24 protein-coding genes are annotated in these 23,186 nt (G+C 68.1%); 12 read left to right on the plus strand and 12 right to left on the minus strand.

The features are described from left to right. Positions 1-64: 64 nt before the first annotated feature. The 3 genes from GJV26_RS04745 (at position 65) to GJV26_RS04755 (ending at position 3,004) form a co-directional block, all read left to right on the plus strand. On the plus strand, positions 65-835 hold the full coding sequence (locus GJV26_RS04745) for a c-type cytochrome (protein WP_155707825.1): 771 nt from the start codon (positions 65-67) through the stop codon (positions 833-835). After that, positions 832-2,115 carry a cytochrome c gene (locus tag GJV26_RS04750; RefSeq protein WP_155707826.1) on the plus strand — a complete coding sequence of 428 codons (1,284 nt, stop codon included), beginning with the start codon at positions 832-834 and terminating at the stop codon, positions 2,113-2,115. The genes GJV26_RS04745 and GJV26_RS04750 overlap by 4 nt, the downstream gene beginning before the upstream one ends. A gap of 109 nt (positions 2,116-2,224) precedes the next feature. Further along, positions 2,225-3,004, plus strand: coding sequence for a head GIN domain-containing protein (locus GJV26_RS04755; RefSeq protein ID WP_173346151.1), 780 nt, complete (start codon positions 2,225-2,227; stop codon positions 3,002-3,004). A 76-nt stretch (positions 3,005-3,080) separates the two neighbouring features. Here GJV26_RS04755 and GJV26_RS04760 read toward each other — a convergent pair whose 3' ends face one another. From GJV26_RS04760 to GJV26_RS04770, 3 genes are read right to left on the minus strand one after another with little or no spacing between them, the layout of a single operon-like run. Further along, positions 3,081-5,375, minus strand: a complete 2,295-nt coding sequence (locus GJV26_RS04760) for a TonB-dependent receptor (RefSeq protein ID WP_229419172.1) — start codon at positions 5,373-5,375, stop codon at positions 3,081-3,083. Positions 5,376-5,383: 8 nt separating this feature from the next. After that, positions 5,384-5,854 (minus strand): copper chaperone PCu(A)C, encoded by a 471-nt coding sequence (locus GJV26_RS04765; RefSeq protein ID WP_155707828.1) that lies wholly within the window; start codon positions 5,852-5,854, stop codon positions 5,384-5,386. 40 nt (positions 5,855-5,894) lie between these two features. Beyond that, positions 5,895-6,344, minus strand: coding sequence for a DUF2946 domain-containing protein (locus GJV26_RS04770; protein ID WP_155707829.1), 450 nt, complete (start codon positions 6,342-6,344; stop codon positions 5,895-5,897). A 77-nt stretch (positions 6,345-6,421) separates the two neighbouring features. On the opposite strand from GJV26_RS04770, the gene GJV26_RS04775 reads away from it, so the two are divergent. After that, on the plus strand, positions 6,422-7,555 hold the full coding sequence (locus GJV26_RS04775) for a serine hydrolase domain-containing protein (RefSeq protein WP_155707830.1): 1,134 nt from the start codon (positions 6,422-6,424) through the stop codon (positions 7,553-7,555). Between the two features lie 79 nt (positions 7,556-7,634). Here GJV26_RS04775 and GJV26_RS04780 read toward each other — a convergent pair whose 3' ends face one another. Then, positions 7,635-8,186, minus strand: a complete 552-nt coding sequence (locus GJV26_RS04780; RefSeq protein ID WP_155707831.1) for a YaeQ family protein — start codon at positions 8,184-8,186, stop codon at positions 7,635-7,637. Between the two features lie 29 nt (positions 8,187-8,215). Next, positions 8,216-9,094 (minus strand): formyltetrahydrofolate deformylase, encoded by an 879-nt coding sequence (purU, locus tag GJV26_RS04785; protein ID WP_155707832.1) that lies wholly within the window; start codon positions 9,092-9,094, stop codon positions 8,216-8,218. Positions 9,095-9,402: 308 nt separating this feature from the next. Here purU and GJV26_RS04790 point away from each other — a divergent pair, with 308 nt between their 5' ends. Both GJV26_RS04790 and GJV26_RS29870 read left to right on the plus strand, forming a co-directional pair. Continuing rightward, complete coding sequence (locus GJV26_RS04790) at positions 9,403-10,020, plus strand: hemerythrin domain-containing protein (RefSeq protein WP_229419173.1); 618 nt, start codon at positions 9,403-9,405, stop codon at positions 10,018-10,020. A 158-nt stretch (positions 10,021-10,178) separates the two neighbouring features. Then, positions 10,179-10,553, plus strand: coding sequence for a KGG domain-containing protein (locus GJV26_RS29870; protein ID WP_216643108.1), 375 nt, complete (start codon positions 10,179-10,181; stop codon positions 10,551-10,553). 31 nt (positions 10,554-10,584) lie between these two features. On the opposite strand, the gene GJV26_RS04800 is transcribed toward GJV26_RS29870, so the two are convergent. Then, a complete protein-coding gene (locus tag GJV26_RS04800; protein ID WP_155707833.1) occupies positions 10,585-10,890 on the minus strand; it encodes a hypothetical protein in 306 nt (101 codons plus the stop codon). Between the two features lie 117 nt (positions 10,891-11,007). Here GJV26_RS04800 and GJV26_RS04805 point away from each other — a divergent pair, with 117 nt between their 5' ends. Then, on the plus strand, positions 11,008-11,511 hold the full coding sequence (locus GJV26_RS04805; protein WP_155707834.1) for a Dps family protein: 504 nt from the start codon (positions 11,008-11,010) through the stop codon (positions 11,509-11,511). Between the two features lie 123 nt (positions 11,512-11,634). Here the strand turns inward: GJV26_RS04805 and GJV26_RS04810 are convergent, their stop codons facing one another. The 5 genes from GJV26_RS04810 to GJV26_RS04830 form a co-directional block, all read right to left on the minus strand. Further along, complete coding sequence (locus GJV26_RS04810) at positions 11,635-12,456, minus strand: TOBE domain-containing protein (RefSeq protein WP_155707835.1); 822 nt, start codon at positions 12,454-12,456, stop codon at positions 11,635-11,637. Beyond that, positions 12,453-13,124: an ATP-binding cassette domain-containing protein gene (locus tag GJV26_RS04815; RefSeq protein ID WP_155707836.1), complete on the minus strand. Its 672-nt coding sequence runs from the start codon at positions 13,122-13,124 to the stop codon at positions 12,453-12,455. Before GJV26_RS04815 ends, GJV26_RS04810 begins: the two co-directional genes overlap by 4 nt. Continuing rightward, entirely contained in the window at positions 13,121-13,792 is a 672-nt protein-coding gene (gene modB, locus GJV26_RS04820; protein WP_155707837.1) for a molybdate ABC transporter permease subunit, read from the minus strand. The genes GJV26_RS04815 and modB overlap by 4 nt, the downstream gene beginning before the upstream one ends. Continuing rightward, the gene (modA, locus tag GJV26_RS04825; protein WP_155707838.1) at positions 13,792-14,538 is read right to left on the minus strand and encodes a molybdate ABC transporter substrate-binding protein; all 747 of its coding nucleotides are present in this window, start codon (positions 14,536-14,538) and stop codon (positions 13,792-13,794) included. Before modA ends, modB begins: the two co-directional genes overlap by 1 nt. 88 nt (positions 14,539-14,626) lie before the next feature. Beyond that, positions 14,627-15,478 carry an endonuclease gene (locus tag GJV26_RS04830; protein ID WP_155707839.1) on the minus strand — a complete coding sequence of 284 codons (852 nt, stop codon included), beginning with the start codon at positions 15,476-15,478 and terminating at the stop codon, positions 14,627-14,629. 46 nt (positions 15,479-15,524) lie between these two features. Here GJV26_RS04830 and GJV26_RS04835 point away from each other — a divergent pair, with 46 nt between their 5' ends. Continuing rightward, positions 15,525-16,034: a YgjP-like metallopeptidase domain-containing protein gene (locus GJV26_RS04835; protein WP_155707840.1), complete on the plus strand. Its 510-nt coding sequence runs from the start codon at positions 15,525-15,527 to the stop codon at positions 16,032-16,034. A gap of 111 nt (positions 16,035-16,145) precedes the next feature. Next, positions 16,146-18,107 carry a phosphatase PAP2 family protein gene (locus tag GJV26_RS04840; RefSeq protein WP_155707841.1) on the plus strand — a complete coding sequence of 654 codons (1,962 nt, stop codon included), beginning with the start codon at positions 16,146-16,148 and terminating at the stop codon, positions 18,105-18,107. Positions 18,108-18,194: 87 nt separating this feature from the next. On the opposite strand, the gene GJV26_RS04845 is transcribed toward GJV26_RS04840, so the two are convergent. Beyond that, the gene (locus GJV26_RS04845; RefSeq protein ID WP_155707842.1) at positions 18,195-19,085 is read right to left on the minus strand and encodes an alpha/beta fold hydrolase; all 891 of its coding nucleotides are present in this window, start codon (positions 19,083-19,085) and stop codon (positions 18,195-18,197) included. 199 nt (positions 19,086-19,284) lie between these two features. On the opposite strand from GJV26_RS04845, the gene GJV26_RS04850 reads away from it, so the two are divergent. The 3 genes from GJV26_RS04850 to GJV26_RS04860 are packed head-to-tail and all read left to right on the plus strand — an operon-like array spanning position 19,285 to position 23,155. Beyond that, positions 19,285-20,052, plus strand: coding sequence for a gluconate 2-dehydrogenase subunit 3 family protein (locus tag GJV26_RS04850; RefSeq protein WP_155707843.1), 768 nt, complete (start codon positions 19,285-19,287; stop codon positions 20,050-20,052). Further along, entirely contained in the window at positions 20,049-21,833 is a 1,785-nt protein-coding gene (locus GJV26_RS04855; RefSeq protein WP_155707844.1) for a GMC family oxidoreductase, read from the plus strand. The genes GJV26_RS04850 and GJV26_RS04855 overlap by 4 nt, the downstream gene beginning before the upstream one ends. After that, positions 21,830-23,155 (plus strand): cytochrome c, encoded by a 1,326-nt coding sequence (locus tag GJV26_RS04860; RefSeq protein WP_155707845.1) that lies wholly within the window; start codon positions 21,830-21,832, stop codon positions 23,153-23,155. Before GJV26_RS04855 ends, GJV26_RS04860 begins: the two co-directional genes overlap by 4 nt. Positions 23,156-23,186 lie beyond the last annotated feature (31 nt).

Raw genomic sequence — 23,186 nt, forward strand, 5'->3', positions numbered from 1 at the left:
CGGCGCTGTTCTTCCGGCGCGCGCGGGGGTATGCTTGCGCGGTCGACATCCGCCCAGGAACGGCATGCCCAGTCCAAGACACCCGACGCGCACGGTTTTCATCGCCGCCTTCGCCTTTTCGCTTGCCGCGCCTGCGGCCGCGTCGCCGCCTGCGTTGCCAGCTTCGCCTGCGCCGCCAGTTCCTCTTGTTCCACCCGATACGCTGGCGCAGCGCGTGGCGCCCTGCGTCGCGTGCCACCAGCCGCAGGGGCGCAACGACGCGTTCTTTCCCCGCATCGCCGGCAAGCCGGAAGGCTACCTGTACAACCAGCTGCTCAATTTCCGCGACGGGCGCCGGCAGTATCCGATGATGACCTACATGGTCGGCCACCTGCCCGAGCCTTACCTGCGCGAAATCGCGCAATTCTTCGCCAGCCAGCATCCGCCGCATCGATCCTCCGCCACCGGCCCGGCCCGCGTGGAGGCCACGGCGCAAATGCTGGAACGGGGCCGCGTGCTCGTCCGGCAGGGCGACGCGGCGCGCGGGATCCCCGCCTGCATCGCCTGCCACGGCCAGGCGCTGGCCGGCGTCGCGCCGGCGATTCCCGGGCTGGTGGGGTTGCCACGCGACTACATCAATGCCCAGTTCGGCGCCTGGAAGAACAAGGTGCGGCGCGCGCAGGCGCCCGACTGCATGGCCGACGTGGCATCCCGGCTCACCGGGGCGGATGTGGCGGCGGTTTCCGCATGGCTGGCCAGCCAGGGCGTGGATGACGCGGCCAGGCCGGCGGCGGCACCCGCCGCGCCGCTGCCTCTGCGGTGCGGCGGCGTGCCCGATCACGGCGGTGCCCGATGAGCCGCCGGGCGCGCTGGATCGCCGCCGGCACGGCGATGGTGCTCACGGTCGCCGTGGGCCTGCTGTGGCCGCGCCACGATGACGGACCGCCGCCCGGCGCCGCGTTTGCCGCGCTGCCGGCCGCCGACAGGATCGCCCGCGGCGCCTACCTGGCCCGCGCCGCCGACTGCATGGCGTGCCACACGGTGCGCGGCGGCGCGCAATACGCCGGCGGCCGCGAACTGCAAACGCCGTTCGGCGCCATCGTCTCGCCGAACATCACGCAGGACCCGGAGACCGGCATCGGCCGCTGGAGCGCGCAGGATTTCTGGAACGCGCTGCACAACGGCCGCTCGCGCGACGGGCGGCTGCTCTACCCCGCCTTCCCCTACACGAACTACACGGCGATCACGCGCGACGACGCCGATGCGCTGTATGCCTATTTCCGCACGATCCCCGCGGTACGGCACGCGAGCGCGCCGCACCGGCTGCGCTTCCCGTACGACACGCAGCTGGCGCTGGCGGCCTGGCGCGCGCTGTACTTCCGGCCCGGCGTCTACCGGGAGCGCCGCGACCGGCCGGTGGAATGGAATCGCGGCGCCTACCTGGTGGAAGGCCCCGGCCATTGCAGCGCGTGCCACAGCGCGCGCAATGTGCTGGGCGGCAGCGGCGGCGACCTGTCCGGCGGGCTGGTGCCCGTGCTGGGCTGGTATGCGCCGTCGCTCACCTCGGACTCGGAAGCGGGCCTGGGCAGCTGGCCGGTGCAGGAAATCGCCCAGTTGCTGCACACGGGCGTGTCGCCGCGCGCCACCGTGTTCGGCCCGATGGCCGAAGTGGTGGGCGAAAGCCTGCAGTACCTGTCCGAGGCGGATGTGCGGGCCATGGCGGTGTACCTGAAATCGCTGCCGGCTTCGGCCAACGGCGGCGCGAAACACGAGCGTTCGAAGGCGCCGGAGGCGGTGGCGTTCCTGCAGGCCGGCGCCAGGCTGTACGACAAGCACTGCGCCGAATGCCACGGCGCCACCGGCGCCGGCTTCCCGCCCCGCTACCCGCCGCTGGCGGGCAACCGCGCGCTGACGATGCCCGACTCCACCAATGCCATCCGCATCGTGCTCAACGGCGGCTTCCCGCCCGGCACGCGCGGCAACCCGCGCCCGTACGGCATGCCGCCGTTCGGCCACGCGCTCGACGACGGCGAGGTCGCCCAGGTGGTCTCCTACCTGCGCAGCGCCTGGGGCAACAACGCCCCGCCGGTGAGCGGCACGGACGTCAACCGGTATCGCGCCGTGCCGCTGGACTGAAAAATCTGCGGCCTGTTCCGCTCCCGCTGCAGTCTGTCGCATGCGCCGCGACCGGCGGGGCGGGTTTCCGTACGATGGGGTCATCGACACAGCATTGACGGAGACAGCCATGAAAACCCATATCCTCGCCCTGGTCGGCACTGCCCTGCTCGCCGCCGTGCTGGCCGCGGGCGGGGCCGCCAGTTCGGCGGCGGCGGCCGATTCGCTGGCGTGGCTGGGTGCCGGCGAGCGTGTGCAGGGCAGCGGCAGGATCGTGTCGCAGGCGCGCCAGCCGGGGCCGTTCCACGGCGTGGAGCTGTCGGTGGGCGCACAGGTCGAGGTCGTCATCGGCGGCGACGATACGCTGACGATCGAAGGCGACGACAACATCCTGCCCCTCGTCGAAACGGCGGTGCGCAACGGCATGCTGGTCATCCGCCCCGTGAAGAAGAACATGCAGATCGATGGCCGCCGGCTGAAGATCGTGGTGCGGGCCCGCAACGTGGACAACCTGGGCGTGGCCGGTTCCGGCACGCTGCAGGCGACCCGCATTCGCGCCGACAAGCTCACGCTCGAAGTGGCCGGCTCCGGCGCGCTCGATATCGACGGCATCGAAGCGAAATCGATCGACGTGGAAGTGGCCGGCAGCGGCAAGGTGGAAGCGGCCGGCGAGGCGGCACGCGCCGCGATCTCGATCGCCGGCTCGGGCAAGGCCGATACCACCCGCCTGAACGTGCAGCATGCCACCGTGAGCGTGAGCGGTTCCGGCCAGTCGCTGCTGACGGCGCGCAGCACGATTACCGCCAACATCACCGGCTCCGGCAACGTGGGCTATTACGGCGATGCGCAACTGACCAAGGCGGTAGCCGGTTCCGGCACCGTGCAGCGCCTGGGCGCTTCCGCAAGATAAGCGGCTGCCAGGCCTACCCCTTTGCCAGGCCCGGCAGGCGCAAATCCGCCGGGCCTGTCATCTCACCGGCTGGAGATCACAGATCGAACTTCAGCTCGGCCACCAGCGTGCGCTGGGTGTACGGGTGGAATGCCCAGTACTTCTCGTTGCCCAGGTTGTCGACACCCAGCGCGCCGGACCAGTGATCGTCGAAGCGGTAACGCACCCGCGCGTCGGCCACCAGGTAGCGCGACACCCCCATGTACGCAAAGCCGTTCGGGTCGCTGTTGTCCAGCGTGCCGTACTGCGTGCCGCTGTAGCGCAGGCCGGCGCTGGCGCTCAGCTTTTCGGTGGCGCGCCAGGTGGCCTGCGCGGTGGCCCGCCAGCGAGGCACCCGCGGCTGCCGCTTGCCCACCGATGCCGGCAACGCCGCGTTTTCGCGGATGCGCGAATCCGCGAACGTGAGGCTGGAATTGACCGACAGGCCGGCCACCAGCACGTCGTCGGCCTGCCGCGCCAGTTCCAGGCCGGTGGTGCGGATGCGCCCCACGTTCTGCACCGTCGACACGGTGGGTGTCAACGGCTGCGAATACAGCGCGTCGCGCGTGCTCTCGTGGAACAGCGTCGCGCGCAGGCTGCCCTGGGGCAGCAGGCGCTCGGCCGTCAGCTCCTCCGTCCACGAGCGTTCGGCGCGCAGATCCGGGTCGGTATTGACGATGCGGCCGTCGACGATCGAGCCCTGGAACAGTTCGGCCGCGGTGGGGTTGCGGATCGCGCGGCCCGCCGAGGCCTTCAGCGTCCATTCGTCGGTCATGCGCCATGCCAGCGCGGCCTTCGGCGACCAGCCATCCTCGCGCCGCTCGCCAAAACGCAGCGGGCCGCTGGTGGCGTTCGCCACCTCGCCGCCATGGGCCTGCCAGCGTTCCCAGCGCGCGCCCAGCGTGGCCTTCCACTGTTCGTCGATGCGCCACGTGTCCTGCGCATACACGCTGGTGAGCCGCGTGTTGCCGTTGAAGGTCGACACGTGCCGGCCATCGGCGGCGGCCAGCCAGTCCGGCGTCGAGAACACCCGCGTGCGCAGCTGCGCGCCGTCGCGCTGCACGCCCAGGTCGACCGTGTGCGCGGCGTCCGGCCGCCAGATGCCCTTCAGCGCCAGCGTCTGCCAGCCGCTGCCGGCCATGTCGGTCACGTTGCCCTGCCCCGTGGCATCCTGATCGGCCAGCACCACGGTGGGCACGCGCACCAGGTCCTTGCGGTAGTCGTACTTGCTGGCGGCTATCTCCCAGTCGAACGTGTCCTTCGCATGGCGCTTGATCGACAGGCCTTGCATCAGGTGTTCCAGGTCGCCCCGCTGCGGCGCGAAGTCGGAAGCGAGCAGCGTATAGCGGCGGCCGTCGACATCGATGTTGCCGCCCGTGACGCGATTGCCGGCCGCGTCGCGCAGGTACGAATCGCTGCGGCGGTCGGCATCGTTGCGCCACCAGCCCAGCGTGTAGCTGGCGCGCAGTACCGGCGAGAAGTCATACGCCAGCTTGACCTTGGCATGGTCCTGCACCGTGTGCACCTGGTTGTTCGCGCCGAGGATCAGCCACTCGCGGTTGGACGGATTGCGGCCGGCGACGGCGCCGGTAACCGGCACGCTGCCGGCACCCGCCACGCCGCTCGATACCAGCCTGTTGGCGAAGCCGATCGGCTGGCCGTCGCTGTCCTGCCGCGACAGGTGCAGCCACCACGACAGCGCGCCGTGCCGGTCGCCCAGCGCGGCGCTGCCCTGCTTGCCGTAGAAGCTGTCGCGGGTGCCGTATTCGGCGAAGCGCTGCGCAAAGCCCGCCAGCCGCATGTGGCCCTCCAGTTTCGCCGGCATGCGCGTCTGGAAATCGACGACGGCACCCACCGAGTTGCCGGGATACGCGGCCGAGAACGGGCCATACAGCACGTCGACGCGCTCGATTTCCTCCGGCGTGACGAGGCCCCAGCGCGGCGTGTACGTGGCGCCGTTGCCCAGCAGGTTCGACAGCAGGATGCCGTCCGCGTAAACCAGCGAGCGCGCGCTGTTGCCGGTGCCGGAGGCGCGGCTGGCCAGCACCGCGTGGTCATAGTCGCCGATGTAGCGCTTGCGCACGTTCAGGCTGGGAAAATATTTCAGCGCATCCTCGGCATCGAACGCGTTGATGCGCTCGGCGATCTGCGCGGCCGTGATGCCCTCGATCGTGGTCGGGATCTGCGTGGGCAGCGACGTGGGCCGGCCGCCGTGGATCGTTACCACATCGCTTACCTGCCCCGGCTCTTCGCTCTGCTTCTGCGTCTCGCTCTGCCCATGGCCTTGCGCCTGCGCGCACAGGCCCAGCGCCGCCAGCATCGCTGCCAGCGGTCGTTTCGCGGGTTGGATCATGGGGCCTCCTAGTGCCGGGCGGGAGCGTAGGTGAGGGGCCGGACCTGCAGCTGCACGTCGACGTTCTCGCGCTTGCCGTCCTTGTGCTCGACGACCAGGGTGAGCGGCACGGTCTCGCCTTCCTTCAGCTGGCGCTTGAGCCCCATCAGCATCACGTGGTAGCCGCCCGGGGCGAGCGGCACGGCCTTGCCGGCCGGCAGGTCGATCGTGTCGACATGGGCCATGGCCATGCGGTCGCCCTGCATCGACATCTGGTGCAGCTCGGCCGTGGCGACCGGGCTGCTGACGCCGACCAGGCGCGCGGCGGTTTTCGATTCGATTTGCATGAACGCGCCGGAAGCCTTGGCGGCGGGAACGGTGGCGCGGGCCCACGCATCGGTGACGGCGACCTGGGCCTGCCCCTGGGTCCGGGCCTGGGTTTGGGCCTGCGCTGCAACGGCGGTGGCTGCCAGGAAGGCGGCGAAAATGAGGTGTTTCATGGTGACTCCTGAAATGGTTGAAGGACTGCGCAACTGAAAATCAGGAGACGGCGGGAGGCCCCCGCGGTCGTGCGCCGGCCCAGGCCTGCAGCGGCCGCGGCGCGTGGTAGTACAGGTAAGGCCGTTCCGGCATGGCCGCGGCGGGCGGCACCGTGAGGCTGGCCGGCGGCGGCAGCCCCAGCGCGCCGGCATGCGGCAGGCAGTAGCCGCAGTCAGCCATCGACATCGTTTCGTCACCCTGCCCGCGCATTTGCTCCTGCATGGACTTGGCAGGCACGGGCCGCGCGCGGTCCGTCAGCACCAGGAACGTGGCCTCGTCGAGTTCGCCGAAGCCGGCCAGCCGGGTGCCGTCGTTCAGGCAGATTTCCCATGTGTGCTGCTGGCCGCGCTCCAGGCCGAGCGCATGCGACACGGCCGGCGCGAGCGCGTTCATCAGGATCGCGCAGCACGCGAGCCAGACCTGCAGCAGCCGTTTGCACGATGGGTTCATGCCGGGAATTATAGCTTGCCGCTGCAGGCGCGCGCGTTCGCCGTTAAGATGGCGGGCTGTACAAGCGAGGGTCCGTCATGCAGCCAGGTTCACATCTCGACAAGGTCATCGACAGCGCACTGGCCCGCCAGCGCATCGTCGGCGCGGTGGTGCTGGTCGCGCGCGACGGCGAGATCGTCTACCGCCGCGCGGCGGGCAGCGCGGACCGCGAGCACGGCGTGCCGATGCGGGGCGATGCGGTGTTCCGGCTGGCATCGTTCACCAAGCCGCTGGTGGCGACCGCCGCCCTGAAACTGGCCGACGATGAAACGATCGACCTCGCCGCGCCCGTCACGGACTGGCTGCCGGCGTTCCGCCCGCGCCTGCCCGACGGCATCGCGCCGGCAATCACGCTGCAGCACCTGCTGACGCACACGGCCGGCCTGTCGTACGGGTTCCTCGAAACGGCGGACGGCCCCTATCGCCGGGCACGCGTGTCGGACGGCCTGGACCAGCCGGGCCTGTCGCTCGACGAAAACCTGGCCCGCATCGCTTCCGCGCCGCTGGCCTACCCGCCCGGCACCGGCTGGCGCTATTCGGTGGCGACGGACGTGCTGGGCGCGGTGCTGGAAAAAGCGGCCGGCATGGCTCTGCCGCTGGTCGTGCAGCGCGAAGTGACGGGCCCCTTGCGGATGCGCGATACCGCCTTCCACGTCGTCGACGACAGCCGGCTGGCAGTGCCCTACCGCGATGCCAAGCCGGCCGCGCCGGTGCGCATGGGCAGCGAGGAAGCGGTGCCGTTCATCGAAGGTGCCGCGCACTTCGCGCCGGGGCGCATTCTCGACGCGGCATCCTACCCGTCCGGCGGTTCCGGCATGGCCGGCACGGCGGACGATTTCATGCGTTTCCTGTTGAGCCTGCGCACGTCGAACCGCGCGATCCTGCGCGCGGCCGAAGTGGACCGCACCGGCACCGGCGCAATGACGCAGGGCCCCGGCTGGGGCTTCGGCTATCTCGGCGCGGTGCTGGGGCACCCGAAGGAAGCGCACTCGCCGCAGTCGGCCGGCACGCTGCAGTGGGGCGGCGCGTATGGGCACAGCTGGTTCTTCGATCCGGTGGCGGACCTGGCCGTGGTGCAGCTCACCAACACCGCGTTCGAGGGAATGGCGGGCGCATTCCCGCGCGACGTGCGCAATGCCGCGTACCGGGATTTCCCACTGCGGGCATTCTGACTCCGGGAATGCCGGCTGCGGGAATTCTGACTGGGGCATTTCCGACGGCGCTTCCAGCCGTGGGCTTGCCGCAGCGCGATCACTTCATCTGGCGCTCGGCCTTCCACACCTCGCGCTCGACCAGCACCGTGTCGGTGCCGTCGGTCAGCCAGATCTGGCCATCCTGGATCGTGCATTGCAGCTGCATGTTCCGCTGCGCCATCTTTTCCAGCGCCGCCGTGGTTTCGGCCGGCAGGTTGACGACGGACACGTTCTTGGCGCGCTCGATCTTGTTGGCGATGTTCTTCCACCAGATCGGGCTGGCCGTGCTGTAGCAGTAGACGATCACGTGTTCGGCGCGGCCGGCGCCCTTCAGGATGCGGCGCTCTTCCGGCTGGCCCACTTCGATCCACAGCTCGATCGCATCGGTCAGGTCCTTCTGCCACAGGTCCGGCTCTTCCACGTCGAACATGCCCTTGGTGAAGCTGAGCCCTTCGTTGGCGTGGATCGCGAACGCCAGCAGGCGCACCATCATGCGTTCGTCCGTTTCGGACGGGTGGCGCGCCAGCGTGAGCGTGTGGTTGCCGTAGTAATTGCGGTCCATGTCGGCGATCGACAGTTCCGCCTTATAAATTGTTGCCTTGAGTGCCATTGAAACGATCTAGGGTGACGTGAGGTTGACTACTTGAAAATGACGGTACGGTCGCCGTTCTGCAGCACGCGGTGCTCGACGAACCACTTGACGGCGCGCGCCAGCACCACGCATTCCACGTCGCGGCCGATCGCGGACAGCGTTTCCGCTTCCATCGAATGGTCGACGCGTTCCACATCCTGCTCGATGATCGGGCCTTCGTCCAGGTCGCCCGTGACGAAGTGCGCGGTGGCGCCGATCAGCTTCACGCCGCGCTTGTGCGCCTGCGCATACGGCCGGGCGCCCTTGAAGCTCGGCAGGAAGGAATGGTGGATATTGATGGCCTTGCCGCGCAGCCTCGTGCACAGCGTGGGCGACAGGATCTGCATGTAGCGCGCCAGCACCACCAGGTCGATCTCGTGCGAGTCCACCAGGTCGAGGATGCGGGCTTCCTGCGCCAGCTTGGCCGACTCCGGCGCACCGGCCGCCAGCGGCAGGTGGTGGAACGGGATGTTGTAGCTGGCGGCCAGCTGGTAGAAATCCATGTGGTTCGACACGATGGCCGGGATCTCGACCGGCAGCAGCCCGCTCTTGTAGCGGAACAGCAGGTCGTTCAGGCAATGGCCGATCTTCGACACCATCAGCAGCACGCGCGGCTTGCGGTGCGCGTCGTAGAGGTTCCATTCCAGGCGCAATGCATCATCGGAATGCGCGGCCAGCTCGGCAAAGCCGGTGCGCAGCTCCGTGTCGCCCACCGCCGCATCCTCGGCGGCGAAATGCACGCGCATGAAGAAGCGGCGCGTTTCCTGGTCGCCGAACTGGGCGGAATCGATGATGTTGCAGCCGTGCTCGGCAAGGAAGCCGGATACGCGGTGCACGATGCCGCGCTGGTCCGGGCAGGAAAGCGTGAGGATGTATTCGGGATGCATGGTTGAAAATTGGACTGAAAGGTTTGGCTGCGAAGTTGTTGATGAAAATCTGGTGGCGAAGTCTGGTGGCAAAGTCTGGTGGATAGCCCGACCGCGAGGTTTTTGGCTGCGCAGCTGCTGAAAGGCCGGCCCGGATACGGCGGCGCAAGAGGCTATTGTCGCACGAACGGCAGAGCATACCAATATGGCAAGGGCGCGCCCGTATTGCGCCAGGCGGCCTATACTCGATTCCAGGTAACAGGCAGCCGCCGCGCGGCCCTGCGCGGTATCCTCAACCAGCGTTCGACCGAACATCAGGAGAGCCACCCATGACCACCGATACCCCCCGAGACGGCAAGGATCCCGTCCCCATGCCGAGCGCCGCCAACCACCCCGCCGTCGACATGCCGCGCACCCGGAATGCCCAGGCAAAGGACGCCGTTGCCCTGCTCATAGCCGACCACGACAAGGTCAAGCAACTGTTCCGCGAATACGAGCGCCTGCAGAACATCGGCGACATCAGCCTGAAGGCCGACCTGGCCTTGCAGCTCTGTATGGAACTGGAAATCCACACGGCCATCGAGGAAGAAATCTTCTACCCCGCCGTGCGCACCGAAACCGGCGATGCGAAGATGGTGCAGGAAGCCATCCAGGAACACGCCGAGGCGAAGGAGCTGATCGCCCATATCCAGGGCATGTCGGGCGACGATCCGGATCTCGACAGCACCGTGGCGATGCTGCGCAAGGCGATCGAGCACCATGTGCAGGAAGAGGAACAGGCCATGTTCCCGATGGCGCGCCAGGGCGATGCCGACCTGGCGGCGCTGTGCGAACAGCTGGCCGACCGCAAGGAGCAACTGGAACACGACATGGGCGCCCGCCCGTTGCGCAGCGGCACGCGTGAAGCGGTCGGCGAACGTTCCGCCATCGGCAAGGCCGATTCCTGATCGATCGCCGGAACTTACACGACGAACTCCTCCTCTAACCACACGAAGCGGCCGACCTTGCCGCTTCGTGGCCCGGGCCCCGGCCCGGAATCTGAATCCGATCGATCAATAAACCAAATTCGTCGATGCAAATTCGATCCCAGAGAGAGAGGTGAAACATGGCTACAAATCATGGCGATTCACGAAGCGATGTCAGAACCGAGGCAAGAACCGAACAGCGATCCGAAGCGGGCAAGGGAAACAGCCAGCGGGCGGACGCACCGGCTGCGGGGAAAAGCACGAGCAAACGAGGCTTCGCCGCAATGGACGAAGCCACCCAACGGATGATTGCCAGCAAGGGGGGCCAGGCAGCCCACCAGAAAGGCACCGCGCACGAATTCGATTCCGAGGAAGCGCGGCGCGCGGGCCAGAAAGGTGGCGAAGCGGTGAGCCGGGATCGCGAGCATATGGCTGAAATTGGCCGCAAGGGCGGTGAAAGCCGCCAGTCCGCGAGCCGTCTCGCGCGGCAGGGTGCCAAGGAAGAAAAACGCTGATCGGCCCCGGCATCGCGCCGATGCCTTCACTTCACGGCGGGCCGGGGTACCGGTCCCGGGTCCGCCGGTTTCCGGTTCCCCTGTTTTCCTGTTTTCCTGTTTTCCTGTTTTCCTGTTTTCCTGTTTTCCTGTTTTCCTGTCGCAAGCGTTCGCGTCGACTTGGCACCGATCCGGGAACGACCTGGAAGTGACCCGCTTTTTTTTCGCTTTCCTTCTGCGATTTTTCCTTCATTTCCTGCAACTGCGCCGCAACATCTCCGCATATCTTCTGCACCCGCCGCGGGTTGTCCGCACTTTTCAGGCATATTTCCGCTTTCCTGCTGCTTTTTGTCGCCATTCCCCCGATTCGCGCAGCATCTCTCCCTTTAGGCGGGAGCGTACCCCGCCCGCACGGTTCATCACGCGATTTCGTTGTCTGCGATACAATGAATTTCCAAATTCAGAAGAGGCAGACATGAACGACCAAGCACAACCGGACGCACTGAAAACCCCGACCGACCTCGGCAATAAAGCCCGCAAGGACGTGGCTGAAGGGTTGAACGCACTGCTGGCGGACACCTTTGCGCTGTACATCAAATGCAAGAATTTCCACTGGCACGTGAGCGGCCCGCATTTCCGCTCGTATCACCTGCTGCTCGACGAGCAGGCTACCGCGATCTACGCGATGCTGGACCCGATCGCCGAACGCGTGCGCAAGCTGGGCGGCACCACCATCCGTTCCATCAAGCACATCTCGGAACTGCAACGCATCAAGGACAACGACGAACCGTTCGTCGATGCGATCGCGATGCTCGACGAGCTGCGCAACGATAACCAGGCGCTCGTGAAGTCGATGCGCGAAGTCCACGAGGTATGCGACAAGGACAACGACATCGCTACCGCCAGCGTGCTGGAAAACTGGATCGACGAAGCCGAGCAGCGCATCTGGTTCCTGTTCGAATCCACCCGCACCGCCTGACCCCCCCCATGCAGTGCCGCCGCCCGCGGCGGCACTGTTCCGCGGGCGTGGAGCTGGCTCCACGCCCGGCATCATCTTCCCGCATTACCTTCCCGCATGAGCTTCCTGCGGTACCTTCCTGCATCACCCAGGCATACCCACGATCACGCTCGATGCCTTGAACAGCGCGGTCGCCGGCATGCCGGCGGCCAGTTCCAGCACTTCCGCGCTGTCCAGCGTGACGGTGGCCGCGATCGTGCCGCCGCCCGGCAGCGCGATCGTCACCTCCGCATTCACCGCCCCGGGCACGACCCGCGCGATGGTGCCGGCCAGCTGGTTGCGCGCCGACAGGCGCGCCCCTTCCACCGCCACCGCGACGATCACCGACGATGCCTTGACCAGCGCGAACGCCTGCGCGCCCGGCGCCAGCCCGAGGCTTTCGGCGCTCTCGTGCGTGACCACCGCCACGATGCGCTGCCCGCCGACAATGCGCAGCACGACTTCGTCGTTGACGGCGCCGCGCGTGACGGTTTCCACGGTGCCCAGGAACTGGTTGCGCGCACTGGTCTTCATGTTGAGCACCTGCAGCAGGTTGATATCGTCAATGTCCTCGCCGACCGGCTGCCGGCCCAGTTGTTCGATGAAGCGGCGGTGCAGTTCTTCCAGCCGGCGGAACTGCGCCACCAGCCGCGTGCCAGGTTCGGTGAGCCGCGTGCCGCCGCCGCCCCTGCCGCCGGCCAGCCGTTCGACCAGTGGCGCGCCGGCCAGGTTGTTCATCGTTTCCACCGCGTCCCACGCCCCCTTGTAGCTCATGCCCACGGCCTTGGCCGCCTGCGTGATCGAACCGTGCGCGGCGATCGCGGCCAGCAGCGCGATGCGGTCCGGCCCGCCCAGGTGCCGGCCGCCGCTGGTCAGCCACAGCTTGCCCTCCAGTTCCAGCGGCCCGCTTTTCTCCACCTCGCTCATGGTGCCTCCTCCACGATGGCGCCGTCGGCCATCGTCAATACATGACCGCCGAACGCGACGGCATCTTCGGGATCGTGCGTGATCATCAGCATCGGAATATCGAGGCGGCGCTGCAGCGCGTCCAGCTCGGCGCGCATGCGCACGCGCAATGCCGGATCGAGCGCGGCGAACGGCTCGTCCAGCAGCAGCGCGGCCGGCTCGGCGATCAGCGCGCGCGCCAGCGCCACCCGCTGCCGCTGGCCGCCGGAAAGCTGGTCCGGCACCTGCCGGGCCACCGCTTCCAGCCCGAACGCGTCGAGCCAGTAGGCGATCGCTTCGCCGTCCACCTTGCGCGGCGGATTGAACAGGCCCCGGCGCAGGCCGAAGGCGATGTTCTGCCGCACGTTCAGGTGCGGGAACAGCGCGTAATCCTGGAACAGGTAACCCACGTTGCGCCGCTGCGGCGACACGTCGATGCCGTTGACGCTGTCGAACAAGACCCTGCCGGCCAGTTCGATGTAGCCGGCATCGGGCCGCGCCAGCCCTGCCACCGCCTTCAGCATCTGGCTCTTGCCGGCGCCGGACGCGCCATAGATGACGATCCGCTGGCTGTTGGACGCAAAGCGGGCATTGAGCCGGAACGCGCGCGCGCCGGCGCGCAGCGTGGTGTCGATGTCCAGGCGGATCATGGCAATGCCTTGCGCGGCGGTGCCAGCCGGCTGGCCAGCACCAGCACGGCCACGCAGGTGACCGACGTGACGGCGACCAGCAGGTTGGCGGTGTCGTCCTGCCCCGCCTGCACGGCTTCGTAGACGGCGATCGACAGTGTCTGCGTCTTGCCGGGAATGCTGCCTGCCACCATCAGCGTGGCGCCGAATTCGCCCATCGAGCGGGCGAACGCCAGCAGGGTGCCGGCCAGCACGCCGCGCCACGCCAGCGGCAGCGTCACGCGCAGGAACACGCCCGGGCCGGATACGCCGAGCACGCGCGCGGCCTGTTCCAGCTGCGGGTCCACCGTCTCGAACGCGGAGCGGGCCCCCTTGAGCACCAGCGGAAAGGCCACCACGGCGGCGGCGATCACGGCCGCCTGCCACGTGAAGATGAGGTTGATGCCGAACGCGTCGTGCAGCCAGCCGCCCAGCGGGCCGTTGCGCCCGATGACGACCAGCAGGTAATAGCCGAGCACCGTGGGCGGCATCACCATCGGCAGCGTCAGCAGCGCATCGAGCAGCTCGCGGCCGGGAAAGCGCTTGCGCGCCAGCACCCAGCCCAGGGCGATGCCCAGCATTAGGTCGATCGCCGTGGCCCACAGCGCCACCTTCAGCGACAGGCCGAGGGCGATCCACGCATCGCCCATCAGGGCTTGCCGAAGCCGTACTTCGCCAGGATCGCCTGGCCGGCGGCCGATACCGCGTAATCGGTGAATTGCCGCGCCAGCCGGGGCTGCTGCGCATTGGCGATAACCGCGATCGGGTAATGCACCGGCGTGGCGGTCGGCAGCGTCAGCACGGCCTTTACCTTGTCCTTTTGCGCCATCACGTCGGTGGCGTAGAGAAAACCGGCATCGGCTTCGCCGCGCGCCACGTAGTCGAGGCTCTGGCGCACCGACGTGCCGAACACGAATTTCGGCTGCAGCGCCTGCCACAGGCCCGCCTTCGTCAGCGCCTCTTCCGTGTAGCGGCCGATCGGCACGCTGGCGGGGTTGCCGGTGGTGAGGCGCCCCGCCGTCTTCAGGTCGGCCAGCGACGCGATCCTGCCGCCGACCGGAACGACCAGTACCACGGTATTGCTGGCGAAATCGCGGCGCGTGCCGGGCGCGACCAGCTTCAGGGCCTGCGCCTTGTCCATCGCTTCCTGGTCGGCGGAGGCGAACACGTCCACCGGCGCGCCCTTGGCGATCTGCTGCACCAGCGCATCGGACGCGGCGAAGTTCAGCAGCACCTTGTCGCCGGGGTGCGCGGCCTCGAACGACTGCGCCAGTTCCCTGAACGCGTTGGTGAGGCTGGCGGCGGCGGAAACGGTGAGATCGGCCGCGCCGGCCAGCGGCGGCAGCACGGCCAGGGAGGTTGCCAGGGCAGTGGCGAACAGCACGTTCTTGCGCATGAAAACCCTCGATGAGCGAAAAGCGCAATATACACGATTATATAGCGGTGATTATATGCCCGGACAGCCAGCCGGGCTCACGCTGCGGCTATAGTGTCTCGACCTTCAGCTCGCCCGCCAGCAGCCGCCGCGCAAGTATCTGGTACACCACCAGGTCGAAGCGGGCCGCGGGGCGCTTCTTCTTCAGCTTGCCGGTGCCGAGGTAGCACCAGTTCTCGACCAGCTGCCTTTGCCGCAGCCCGTCCGACTCTTCGACGATCGCGACCGGGCCGTCGTAGGGCCAGCGCCTGACCAGCATGTGCCCGAGCGCCGCCTGCAACCGCCCCGCATGGTCGGCGGCGCTTTCCTCGCCGGTGCAGGCGCCATGGCAGCGGGCGATCTGGCGCGCGAAGCACGGCCGGCCCGGGCTACCCTTCTCCAGCCCCGTCATCACCGGGCACAGCTTCGAAGCCTGCACCAGGTTCTTCAGCGTCTCCTGCGCCGCCTTCCTCGTGCCGAACAGGCCGAACAGGCCATCGGTGCGGCCGAAGTCGACTTCTTTCGCGAACACGATGTCCGGCCGGTGTTCGCGGATCGCGATCGAGCAGATCTCGCGCTGGCGGCGCAGCTTGACGTTGAACACGGGCTGGTGCTCGCGGATCAGCATCGCCTCGCGCAGCAGCGCGCCCAGTTCGCCGCCGGTGCGCTCGAAGTCGATGCGGCGCGTGCGCGCCAGCATCTGCGCCTCGTCGGGCGTGCGCAGGTGCGACATCACGCGGTGCCGGATATTGACGCTCTTGCCGATATAGATCGGCGTGGCGGCTTCGTCGCGGAAGATATAGATGCCCGGGTGCTGCGGCAAGACGTCGATGCAGTCACGGGGGATATGGTCGGGATAGCTGAATAACAGTGCGGGGTCGGCGCGGACCAGCAATCCCACGGAGTTGACATGGGTGCCCATCGTGCCATCATACTGATTTGCAAGGCTGTGGTACAGTCTCGCCGCCATGACAGCCCCACTGAAATACCTCGGCGCGTACTCCGACGACACGCGCCACCAGGTGCAAGCCCTGCTGAACCAGAACCGCCTCGGCGAAGTGCTGAAGAAACGTTATCCGAACGCCCACGACGTGCGCAACGACCGGGCGCTGTACGGCTATGTGCAGGATCTGCGCGACGAGTTCCTGCGCAACGCCGCGCCGATCGACAAGGTGCTGTTCGACAGCAAGATCCACGTGATCAACCATGCGCTCGGGCTGCACACATCGATTTCCCGCATCCAGGGCGGCAAGCTCAAGGCCAAGCACGAGATCCGCGTCGCCACCATGTTCCGCGACTGCCCGATCGAATTCCTGCGCATGATCGCCGTGCACGAACTGGCGCACGTGAAGGAAAAGCAGCACGACAAGGCGTTCTACAAACTGTGCTCGTACATGGAACCGCAGTACCACCAGTACGAGTTCGACGTGCGGCTGTACCTGACGGAACTGGAGCATTCCGGGCAAAAGCTGTGGTAACCCATCGGCAGGCGCGCCGGTAACGGCCCGCCGCCACGTCATCAGGTTGTCATCGACAAGCCATATCATCCCTTCAATTTTTCTGCTCAACAATAAATTGAAGGGTTTCACATGCATCACGCCACCGGGCTGCGCCGTCTTCCTCTCGTCATCGCCATCGGCGCCGTTCTCGCGCTGGCCGGTTGCGGCGGCTCCGATCACGACAGCCGTGCCGACACCGTCGTCGCCATCCCGGCTCCGCCGGCCGACCAGGGCGCGGCCGATACCGCGCCCGTGCCAGCCGTACTGGCGTTCGTCGATACCGCCGCCACCAACCAGCGCGGCGATGCCCGCTATGCCACGCTGGCCACCAACGCCGGCGTGCGCGTGCTCGGCGGCATGCTCGACATCTGGAAACCGCTGACCGAGATCGTCGATGCCGGCGTCACGGCGCCCGCCGTGGACGGCTTCCCCGCCGTCGTCAACTCGGCCTGGACCGGCGTGCCGAACGATGGCACCAACGGCGGCACCATCGTCAACGCGGCCGTCCACAACGCCAATATCGACTACGTGGTCAAGGCCACCGCCAGCCGCACCGCCGAACAGACGCTGATGGCCTACCTGGACGACCGCCGTGGCAAGGGCTACAGCACCACCGAAGGCTTCGGCCCGCTGACCGCCGCGTGGCGCACGGCCACGCGCCAGACCACCAGCATCACCGGCATGCCGGCCGACGCCACCACCGTCAAGTATGAAGATAGCGGTAACAACAACGGCGTGGGCGGCGCCGCCAACGCCGATTTCGGCATGGTGGTGGACCTGGTCAACTCGATGGGCAACAACGGTTCGACCGAACCGGCCAAGCGCTTCTACAAGTATGCGCGGCCATATCGCTGGAGCAGCGCAGTGCAGGTGGTGCCTGCGCTGGAACCGGCCAAGAGCACGACCCCGCCTACCGATGGCGGCTTCACCAGCGGGCACTCGGCCGAAGCGACCCGCAACGCGATCGGCATGGCCTACGTGGTGCCGGAACGCTACCAGGAGCTGGTCGGCCGCGGCCTGGAACTGGGCGAAAGCCGCATCCTGGCCGGCATGCACTCGCCGCTCGACGTGATCAGCGGCCGTGTGCAGGCGCAGGCCGTGGCCGCGGCCAACCTGATCGCCGCCGGCGCCACCACGCGTGCCGCCGCTGTCGCGCAGGCCCACACCACGTTGATGAAGCTGACCAATACCACGGCGGCCACGTTCCCGAGCTACGCCGCGTCCGGCACGGTCGCCAACGACCGCTTCGCCGATTACGCCACGAGCAAGGCGAACTATCTGCGCCGCATGACCTACGGCCTGCCGCGCATCGGTTCCACCACCGCGCCGGCCGTGGTGCCGAAAGGCGCCGAAGTGCTGCTCGAAACGCGCCTGCCCTACCTGAGCGACGCGCAGCGCCGCGTCGTGCTGAAGACCACGGCCATCGCTTCCGGCTACCCGGTGCTGGACGATGCCGAAGGCTGGGGCCGCCTGAACCTGTTCGCCGCCGCCGAAGGCTACGCCGTCTTCACCGGCAACGTGGTGCTGTCGATGGATGCCGCCAGGGGCGGCTTCAACGCGGCGGACCGCTGGCGCAACGATATCTCGGGCAGCGGCAAGCTGGTCAAGGGGGGCACCGGCGCGCTGGCGCTGGGCGGCAACAACAGCTGGACCGGCGGCACGCAGGTCGACGGCGGCACGCTCGAAGCGCAGTCGGCCACGGCCTTCGGCACCGGCGACGTCTACGTTGCCGCCAGCGGCACGCTGGTCAGCAACGCGCCTGGCGCGCTGGCCGTGGCCGGCCAGTACACCCAGCTGACCGGCGCGGTGCTGGAACTGCGCCTGGGCGCGGCCCAGCAGGGCCGCATCAACGTCGGCGGCACCGCCACCATCGGCGGCGGCACGCTGCGCGTCAAGCTGCAGAACGGCTTCAGGCCGGCCGCCGGCGACACGCTGACGGTGCTCGGCGCGAAGAGCCTGAAAGGCAAGTTCGAATCGATCACCGTCGAGGGCTTTACCACCGTGACGCCGATCTATACCGAAACCGGGTTGCAGCTGCGCCTGGGCACGTAACGACGCAAGGGCTGCGGCGGCCCGGACCGCCGCAGTCAATTCGCCAATACCGTCACCGGCAGCACCGAGCGGAAATACGAGCGCCGGTCAGCCGGTCCAGCCGGCCAGGAACGCCAGCAGCTCGGCGTTCACGCGCCCGGGCTGCTCTTCCTGGGGCAGGTGCCCCGCCTGCGGGATCGACACCGTGCGCAGGTCGCCGGCCATCTCGCGCCACACGGCGGCCATGTCGAACATCTTGCCGACCGCGTGGAAATCCTCGCCCCACAGCGCGAGCGTGGGGCAGGCGATCTTCACGTCCGCATCCGCCTTGTCCTGCGCCACGTCCTCGCCGATGGCCCGATAGTCCGACATCGCCCCGCGCAGCGCGCCGGGGCGGCGGTAGGCCTCCACGTAGGTATCGAACGCGGCACCTGAAATCGCCAGCGGGTTGTAGCACCAGTCCGAGAACAGGTGGCGCAGCCACAGGTCCTCCCGCCCGCTGATCAGCGCCTCGGGCAGGTCGGGCACCTGGTTGAAGATGAAGAACCAGTAGGCATTCGCCACCTCGGGGCTGAAGTCGCGCGCCACGATGCGGGTCGGCACGTTATCCATCACCACCAGCCGGTCGAGCGCTTCCGGGTAATCCTTGGCGAAGCGGGTGGCCACGCGCGCACCGCGGTCGTGGCCGACCAGCGCGATCTTCGGAATCCTCAGTTCGCGCAACAGCTCGCGCAGGTCGCGCGCCATGTTGCGCTTGTCGTAGCCGCCGGCCGGCTTGTCGGTCTCGCCGTAGCCGCGCAGGTCCGGCGCAATCACCCGGAACCGCTTGGCCAGCTCGGGAATCTGGAAGCGCCAGGCGAAGCTGGTCTCCGGAAAACCATGCAGCAGCACCACCGGCGGTCCGTCGCCCGCCTCGACGTAGTGCTGGCGAATGCCGTTGGCGGTCACCGTGTGGTGCCTGGCGTGGTGCGAGATGAAGCGCTCCGGGTCGATGCTCATGGTGGTCCTTCGTGGTGTCGGCGGAGCGTCGATTACAACAAGGATCGGCCGCTGCGGCGTCCTCCATCGAGCCAGTATCCTCCTTCCCCCATTGCGCCCGCCTTGCCCTCCCTTTCGCAGGGCGAAAGCGGCAGCGGTCATCCCTAGAATCTGTCGGGTCATCGCACTATCTGCTCCCACCCACCTTTCGGAACATCGAATGAACGACTCACCCGATCCGTCGATCCGCCCTGCCGGACAGCCTTCCACGAGCGACGCGCCGGGCGGGCGCCGTGGTTTCCTGCGCGGTACCGCCACCGTGGCGCTGTCGTCGGTATTGCTGCCCTCGCGCAGCGCCGCGCCCGGCGGCGGGCACCGGCCGGGGCAAGCCGCGCACGAGACGTACAGCCCGGTGTACTTCACGCCGGCCGAATGGGCCTTCGTCCAGGCCGCGGTCGACCGGCTGATTCCCGACGACGGCAACGGCCCCGGCGGTGTCGATGCCGGCGTGCCCGTGTTCCTCGACAGGCAGATGGAACTGCCTTACGGGCATGGCGCCTACTGGTACATGCAGGGGCCCTTCCACCCCGACAGCCCGGCAACGCTGGGCTACCAGATGCGCCTGACGCCCCGCGAACTGTATCGTGCCGGCATCGCTGCAGCCGACCGTGCCTGCATGGCGAAGCACGGCAAGGCGTTCGCGCAGCTCGATGCCGCCACACGCGATGCGATGCTGGCGCTGCTGGAACAGGGGAAAACACCGGAGGACGGCGGCGTGGCCGCCGCGTTCTTCGCGCTGCTGTTGAAAAACACCCGCGAAGGCTATTTCGCCGACCCGATGTATGGCGGCAACCGCGGCATGGCGGCGTGGAAGATGATCGGCTTCCCGGGCGCGCGCGCCGACTTCACGGACTGGATAGACCAGCAGGGCAAGCCCTATCCGTACGGCCCGGTGGCCATCGAAGGTTCCGCCGGAGGCAAGGCATGAGCACCGATACGCGAATGAAACCGGTCGACGCGGTGATTATCGGCTTCGGCTGGACCGGATCGATCATGGCCAAGGAACTGACCGATGCCGGCCTGTCCGTGGTCGTGCTGGAACGGGGCCCGGCGCGCGACACGTCGCCCGATTTCGCCTACCCCCGCATCGCCGACGAACTGAAGCATGCGATCCGCGGCGACCTGTGGCATCCGCTGGCCACGGAAACGTTCACGGTGCGCCACAAGACGGGCGACACCGCCGTGCCGTACCGGCAGTACGGCTCGTTCGTGCTGGGTACCGGCACCGGCGGCGCGGGTGCGCACTGGAACGGCCAGCAATGGCGCGCGTCGCCCAACGACCTGCGCATCCGCAGCCTGTACGAAGAGCGCTATGGCAGGAAGTTCATCCCCGCCGAAATGACGATCCAGGATTACGGCATCAGCTTCGCGGAACTCGAACCGCACTTTGACCATTTCGAAAAGGTGGCCGGCGTGGCCGGCACCGCGGGCAACCTGCGCGGCCGGATCATGGCCGGCGGCAATCCGTTCGAGGGAGCGCGCAGCAGCGAGTACCCGAACCACCCGCTGCCGCCGATCCTGAGCTCGCAGCTGTTCGCCGACGCGGCGCGCGAACTCGGCTACCGGCCGTTCCCGGTGCCGGCGGCGAACAGCACCGCCGCCTACACCAATCCTTACGGAGTGCGCATGGGGCCGTGCAACCTGTGCGGCTATTGCGAAGGATTCGGCTGCTTCCTGTATTCGAAGGCTTCGCCGCAGACCACCATCCTGCCGGTGCTGAAGGGCCGGGCCAATCTGGACGTGCGGCACAACGCCCATGTGACGCGCATCCTGCTCGACGGCAGCCGCAAGCGCGCCACGGGCGTGCGCTATGTCGACGCGGCCGGGCGGCAGGTCGACCAGCCCGCCTCGATCGTGGTGGTGGCGGCGTTCCAGCTCAACAGCGTGCGGCTTCTCCTGCTGTCCGGCATCGGCACGCCGTACGATCCGCGGACCGGCAAGGGCACCGTCGGAAAGAACTATGCCTACCAGATGGTGAGCACCACGTCCGCGTTCTTCGGCGAGGACGTGGCGATGAACCCGTTCGTGGGCGCGGGCGCCGCGGGCCAGCAGGCGATCGACGAATTCAATGCCGATCATTTCGACCATGCGGGCGCGGGCTTCGTCGGCGGCGCGATAATCTTCGCCGGCGCCATGGGCGGGCGCCCGATCGCCCAGATGCCGCTGCCGCCGGACGCGCCGAAGTGGGGCAGCGGCTGGAAAAGCGCGGTACGCCGCCACTACGCGCATTCGAGCAGCGTGGCCACGATGGGCTCCGTGATGGCTTACCGCGACCGCTACCTCGATCTCGACCCCACCTATCGCGACGCGTACGGCCAGCCGCTGCTGCGCATCACGTTCGACTGGCATCCCAACGAATACAGGATGACGGCGTTCGCTTCCGCGCGTGCCGGCGCCATCGTGCGGGCGATGCGGCCCGAACGCGTGACGCAGCACATCCTCCAGCCGGGCGACAGCTACGACGTGCGCTACTACCAGTCTTCCCACACCACGGGCGGCGCGATCATCGGCACCAATCCCGCCAGCAGCGTGCTGAACCGTTACTCGCAATGCTGGGACGTGCCGAACGTGTTCGTGCTGGGCGCGTCGTCGTTCCCGCAGAATATCGGCTACAACCCGACCGGACTGGCGGCGGCGCTGGCCTACTTTGCCGCCGCGAAGATCCGTTCGGATTACCTGAAATCGCCCGGCCCGCTGGTGGCCGCATGAAGCGGCCCACCGTTCTTGCCTGCCTGGCCGGGGCCGCCATGGCGGGCCTCGCCGGCATCATCGGCGCCACGACCTGGTCCGACCGTCATGCCGGCGTGGTACTGCCTGAGCCGGCCCTTACGCAGGAGCGCATCGCCCGCGGTGCCTACCTCGCAAGACTGGGGGACTGCGCCGCATGCCACAGCGTGCCCGGGAAAGCACCCTTCTCCGGCGGCCTGTGGATGGAAACGCCGATCGGCGCCATTTTCACCAGCAACATCACGCCGGACAGGCGGCATGGCATCGGCAACTACTCGCTGGGCGACTTCGACCGGGCCTTGCGGTATGGCGTCGCCGCCGGGCACACGCTCTACCCGGCGATGCCGTACAGCGCCTACTCGATCACCCGCCCGGAAGACGTGGCCGCGTTGTATGCCTATTTCAGGCAGGGCGTGCAGCCGGACCCCACGCCGAACCGGGCCGGCGAGATCCCCTTTCCCCTGTCGATGCGCTGGCCGCTCACGGTCTGGCGCTGGCTGTATGCGCCCGTGCCGCAGCCGTTCGGCGCACCGCCCGGCATGGACGCGAAGCTGGCGCGTGGCGCCTATCTGGTGCAGGGCCTGGGCCATTGCGGCGACTGCCACACGGCGCGCGGCCCCGGCCTGCAGGTGCGCGCACTCGGCCCTGCCGGCGGAACCGCCTACCTGGCCGGCGCCATGATCGACGGCTGGCATGCCCCCAGCCTGCGCAACGGCGGCCGTGCCACGATCGGCACCTGGAGCGAAGCCGAGATCGCGCAGTTCCTGCGCAGCGGCGCCAACCGCCACGGCAGCGCATTCGCCTCGATGAGCGAAGTGATCGTCAACAGCACCCGGTACATGACGGAAGACGATGCCATGGCGGCGGCCCGCTTCCTGAAGTCCCTGAACGACAAGCCCGACGGCGCGGCTTATCGCTACGACCCGGCGACGGGCCTGGCGCTGCGCGGTGGCGATGCGCGCGCGCGCGGCGCCCGCCTGTACCTCGACAACTGCGCCGCGTGCCACCGGCCCGACGGCAAGGGTTACGAGCGTGTGTTTCCGCCGCTGGCGGGCAACCCCGTGGTCGCTGCTGCGCCGGCCGAATCGCTGATACGGATCGTCCTCGCCGGCACGCAATCGCCGCGCACGCCGGAAAACCCGGCGCAGTTCGCGATGCCGGCCTTTGCCTGGCGCCTGTCGGACAAGGAAGTGGCCGATGTGGTCACGTTCGTCCGCGCCAGCTGGGGCAACCAGGCGCCGCCGGTGGAAGCCCGCGCCGTCGGCAAGCTGCGGCGCACCAACGTGCCGGACGCGCCGCCCTGAATCGCCTTATCCCTTTTTTACCGTCCCACCA

It is taken from the genome of Pseudoduganella dura (assembly GCF_009727155.1).
In the GTDB taxonomy this organism is placed as follows: domain Bacteria; phylum Pseudomonadota; class Gammaproteobacteria; order Burkholderiales; family Burkholderiaceae_D; genus Rugamonas; species Rugamonas dura.

Coding starts and splice junctions, on each gene's coding strand:
- GJV26_RS04775 (WP_155707830.1), top strand. CDS start 6,422: ATGCAGCCAGGTTCACATCTCGACAAGGTCATCGACAGCGCACTGGCC.
- modA (WP_155707838.1), bottom strand. CDS start 14,538: ATGCGCAAGAACGTGCTGTTCGCCACTGCCCTGGCAACCTCCCTGGCC.
- GJV26_RS04860 (WP_155707845.1), top strand. CDS start 21,830: ATGAAGCGGCCCACCGTTCTTGCCTGCCTGGCCGGGGCCGCCATGGCG.
- GJV26_RS04765 (WP_155707828.1), bottom strand. CDS start 5,854: ATGAAACACCTCATTTTCGCCGCCTTCCTGGCAGCCACCGCCGTTGCA.
- GJV26_RS04800 (WP_155707833.1), bottom strand. CDS start 10,890: ATGGCGACAAAAAGCAGCAGGAAAGCGGAAATATGCCTGAAAAGTGCG.
- GJV26_RS04755 (WP_173346151.1), top strand. CDS start 2,225: ATGAAAACCCATATCCTCGCCCTGGTCGGCACTGCCCTGCTCGCCGCC.
- GJV26_RS04810 (WP_155707835.1), bottom strand. CDS start 12,456: ATGAGCGAGGTGGAGAAAAGCGGGCCGCTGGAACTGGAGGGCAAGCTG.
- purU (WP_155707832.1), bottom strand. CDS start 9,094: ATGCATCCCGAATACATCCTCACGCTTTCCTGCCCGGACCAGCGCGGC.
- GJV26_RS04855 (WP_155707844.1), top strand. CDS start 20,049: ATGAGCACCGATACGCGAATGAAACCGGTCGACGCGGTGATTATCGGC.
- GJV26_RS04760 (WP_229419172.1), bottom strand. CDS start 5,375: ATGATCCAACCCGCGAAACGACCGCTGGCAGCGATGCTGGCGGCGCTG.
- modB (WP_155707837.1), bottom strand. CDS start 13,792: ATGGGCGATGCGTGGATCGCCCTCGGCCTGTCGCTGAAGGTGGCGCTG.
- GJV26_RS04790 (WP_229419173.1), top strand. CDS start 9,403: ATGACCACCGATACCCCCCGAGACGGCAAGGATCCCGTCCCCATGCCG.
- GJV26_RS04835 (WP_155707840.1), top strand. CDS start 15,525: ATGACAGCCCCACTGAAATACCTCGGCGCGTACTCCGACGACACGCGC.
- GJV26_RS04850 (WP_155707843.1), top strand. CDS start 19,285: ATGAACGACTCACCCGATCCGTCGATCCGCCCTGCCGGACAGCCTTCC.
- GJV26_RS04845 (WP_155707842.1), bottom strand. CDS start 19,085: ATGAGCATCGACCCGGAGCGCTTCATCTCGCACCACGCCAGGCACCAC.
- GJV26_RS04815 (WP_155707836.1), bottom strand. CDS start 13,124: ATGATCCGCCTGGACATCGACACCACGCTGCGCGCCGGCGCGCGCGCG.
- GJV26_RS04840 (WP_155707841.1), top strand. CDS start 16,146: ATGCATCACGCCACCGGGCTGCGCCGTCTTCCTCTCGTCATCGCCATC.
- GJV26_RS04780 (WP_155707831.1), bottom strand. CDS start 8,186: ATGGCACTCAAGGCAACAATTTATAAGGCGGAACTGTCGATCGCCGAC.
- GJV26_RS04830 (WP_155707839.1), bottom strand. CDS start 15,478: ATGGGCACCCATGTCAACTCCGTGGGATTGCTGGTCCGCGCCGACCCC.
- GJV26_RS29870 (WP_216643108.1), top strand. CDS start 10,179: ATGGCTACAAATCATGGCGATTCACGAAGCGATGTCAGAACCGAGGCA.
- GJV26_RS04805 (WP_155707834.1), top strand. CDS start 11,008: ATGAACGACCAAGCACAACCGGACGCACTGAAAACCCCGACCGACCTC.
- GJV26_RS04770 (WP_155707829.1), bottom strand. CDS start 6,344: ATGAACCCATCGTGCAAACGGCTGCTGCAGGTCTGGCTCGCGTGCTGC.
- GJV26_RS04745 (WP_155707825.1), top strand. CDS start 65: ATGCCCAGTCCAAGACACCCGACGCGCACGGTTTTCATCGCCGCCTTC.
- GJV26_RS04750 (WP_155707826.1), top strand. CDS start 832: ATGAGCCGCCGGGCGCGCTGGATCGCCGCCGGCACGGCGATGGTGCTC.